This is a genomic window from Mesorhizobium sp. M2C.T.Ca.TU.002.02.1.1 (assembly GCF_003997225.1).
Window position 1 is genome coordinate 1 of the sequence record NZ_RZTO01000722.1, and the last position, 3,164, is coordinate 3,164.

The 3,164-nt window shown below is 62.2% G+C and carries 3 protein-coding genes and 1 pseudogene; 2 read left to right on the forward strand and 2 right to left on the reverse strand.

Annotation, left to right across the window (positions count from 1 at the left end; translation table 11 throughout):
- The first annotated feature begins 112 nt into the window (after positions 1-112).
- Positions 113-398: pseudogene (locus EOD07_RS28280) on the forward strand (PRC-barrel domain containing protein).
- A gap of 214 nt (positions 399-612) precedes the next feature.
- A complete protein-coding gene (locus EOD07_RS28285; RefSeq protein ID WP_164772608.1) occupies positions 613-1,563 on the forward strand; it encodes a S1/P1 nuclease in 951 nt (316 codons plus the stop codon).
- A gap of 83 nt (positions 1,564-1,646) precedes the next feature.
- On the opposite strand, the gene EOD07_RS28290 is transcribed toward EOD07_RS28285, so the two are convergent.
- Both EOD07_RS28290 and EOD07_RS28295 read right to left on the reverse strand, forming a co-directional pair.
- Positions 1,647-2,612 (reverse strand): AraC family transcriptional regulator, encoded by a 966-nt coding sequence (locus tag EOD07_RS28290; protein WP_127237721.1) that lies wholly within the window; start codon positions 2,610-2,612, stop codon positions 1,647-1,649.
- On the reverse strand, positions 2,599-2,892 hold the full coding sequence (locus tag EOD07_RS28295; protein ID WP_127237722.1) for a hypothetical protein: 294 nt from the start codon (positions 2,890-2,892) through the stop codon (positions 2,599-2,601). The genes EOD07_RS28290 and EOD07_RS28295 overlap by 14 nt, the downstream gene beginning before the upstream one ends.
- Positions 2,893-3,164 lie beyond the last annotated feature (272 nt).

Consider the following 3,164-nt stretch of genomic DNA (forward strand, 5'->3'; position numbering starts at 1 on the left):
CCTCGTGACGGGGTGGGCAGCGCTTCGCTGAGCAGCGCTCGCATTTCGCTCTGCCGGCGGAACCCTCGGCTCGATCATAGGTTCATCCCTGTACAACCACAGGAGACCCGTCATGGACCATACCAGCCACGTAAGACTGACCAATGCCGAACTCACGCCCGCCATCCTCGAAGGCGCGACCATCTATGGTCCGGATGACGAGAAGATCGGCTCGGTCGACCACCTGCATGGCAGCCAGGTCGTCATCGACGTCGGCGGCTTCCTCGGCATCGGCGCCAAGCCGGTGGCCGTGACCGCCAGCCAGCTCGATTTCATGCGCGACGAGGACGGCGACGTGCATGCCCGTCACCAGTTGGACAAAGGATCAGTTGAAGGCGATGCCGGAGCATCGCGACTGAAGCGCTTCGCCATTGCGGATGAAAGAAGAGCCCGGGCCGGACAATTCGCCGGCCTGGGTTTTCTTGCTCCGGCGCGGCAAAGCTATTCGCCCGCCTGACGAACATACGCAGATCGCCTGCCCTATCCGCCAATCTCGCGTTCGTGAGATTGTTCATGTCCGTGTCACAAGTCTCCATTGTACTTTCCGGATCGAACCCGGGAGGAGGCAAGGCGATGACGTGGAAAGCCGCGGCGGCATTTTGCTTGGCGACAATGGTGACGGGTGGGGCGATGTGCGGCCAGGCGCTGGCCTGGGGCCAGGAAGGGCATGCGGTGATCGCCGAGATCGCGCAGCACAGGCTCAGCCAAAACGCCTATGACACGATCGAGAAGCTCTTGCGCTCGCACCTCAAGCTGCAGCCGCCGGCGACCGTCTCGCTGGCCTCGGTGGCGAGCTGGGCCGACGATTATCGGGCCAGCAACCACAAGGAGACGTCGACCTGGCATTTCATCGACATTCCGCTGGCCTCCAAGCCCGGTGATGCGAGCGCCAGCACCACCGCCTACGATCCGGCGCGCGACTGCAAGGACAATGCAAGCTTCGGCGTCTGTCTGATGCGGGCGCTGCCGGCGCAGGAGAAGATCCTGGCCAATCCGGCAAAAAGCGACGAGGAGCGCTGGCAGGCGCTGGCCTTCGTCATCCATCTGGTCGGCGACCTGTCGCAGCCGTTGCATTGTGTCGAGCGCCTGGACAACAACCAGGGCGACCAGGGCGGCAACACGCTGACGGTGAGCTTCAACGTCTACCGGCCGAAGCCGGACGGCTCGACCTACCGCGACCTCACCACCTTTCATGCGGTGTGGGATTCAAGCCTGATCCTGTTCAAATACTATGACTGGGGCAAGGTGGCGCTCGACCTCGAGACCGACGTCATCCCGCATCTCACGCCGATGCCGGCTGCCGACCAGACGCCGGAAAAATGGCTGGCCGAATGCCACGGCGAGGCGGAAGACGCTTATCGCGCGCTGCCGAAGGGCACGGTGATCAAGTCCGACAACCCGCACGCGGTGATCCTCGACCAGGCTTATTTCGACACATTCTCGCCGGTCGCCATCCAGCAGCTCGCGCTCGGCGGCCTGCATCTGGCCGCCGTGCTCAACGAGACGCTGGCGGCGGACAAGTAGGCGACCGCGCGTAGAGATCAGGCTGCGGGCAAACACACCGATGCGGCACCGGGCGAAGATGTCGGCAAGGGCCGCCATGCACTTCAGCCGTTGCCGCCCTTCTCGGTCAAGGCACGAACTTCCGTTGGCGTCATGCCGTAGCGCAGCCGGAACTGCCGATAAAAGGTGGACGGCTCATTGAAGCCGACCTCAAAGGCGATGTCGGCGATGCGCCGCAGCAACTGCCGTCGATCGGTGAGGCAGTTGTGGATATAGGCGAGGCGTTCGCCGTTGACATAGTCGGAAAAGCTTGTGCCCTCTCCGGGAAATAGCTGGCGGACATAGCGCTCGCTGATGCCGAACCTGCGCGATATCTGCCCGGCGTTGAGCCCGGGATCGGTGAGATTGCGGGCGATGTGCTGCTTGATGCGGGCAAGCCTTGCCGCGCGGACACCGGGAGGATGCGTATGGGCCTCCATGCCACCGAAAGAAACGGCAAGAAGATCGGTGATATGGCGGGAAGCGAGAGGCGCGAGCGTCTCGGGCCCCTCCATGTGCAGGAGTGACCAGAGGTAATCGAAGAGCAACCGGTGTGCAGGGAGCGTGAGGCCGAGACTGTCGGGACGCACATCGTCGAGGTTCTTCACCAGCGGGGCCAGCAGCGAGCGCTTGAACTGAAGCGCCATGGTCCATTGCGAATCCTCGCTGACGACCGAGTAGCGGCGGTCCATCGGGAAGATGGCGGCGGTGCCGGGATCGGTGCTGAAGTCGCCGCGCCCAGGCATGGTGAAGCGGTAGCCGCCCTTGTTCCAGGACAGGATGATATCGTCGTTGCCGTCGGCCATCAGCGCGCTGTTGCGCTCCCAGACCATGGGAGAGACGGTGCCCTTGGTGAGATTCATCTCAGGCAGGATCAGGGTGCGGGCCGAGAATCTGAGAGGCGTGTCGGCACGCGGCGTGATGTCCAACCGCATCTGGATGCGACCGTAGAAATCGCGAATGAACTCGTCCCGATGATCTTCGGGAATGTCGTCCGCCGAGAATGTAGCCACCCGATCAGCGCTCGGCATCGTGCTCCCTGTCGAAGACTGCCTGGGGTTGAACGGCGCCTGCCCGCAATTGGCGTTTGCCTGCCCGCTGGCGCTTGGGAACCATCATTTCCGCCTGGTTCGAGCCTATCCAAAATGGTCTCTCAGCTTTCTGAAAATGAGTTAGGTGTGACAAATTTGCAAGACTGAAATTCTGGAACAACAACTGTTCCGTTATTGCAATTTTGACTTCCGTATTCGCCACACGCACCTGGATTTTCTCTGTTAGCGGTGCGTTGAAGGGGCGGTACTCGATTTTCACGTCCGCAGTGAGCGGACATGTCTTCGCAAATTGGCAGACGGCCCCGGAGACCCGCTCATGCGTGAGCGGGAAGGAATGTGGACGCAATTTTTGAACTGGCAATCCAACGAGGAACGTATCCGATGAAGATCATACCCACGTCCATGGCCGCCATGGCGATCGTTCTTGCCGCCGGCAGCGCATTCGCGGCCGATGCGCTCGCCCCGGAAGCGGCACCGACGCCGCCGGCGGAGGAGAGCTTCAACTGGACGGGGCCCTATTTCGGCGGGTTC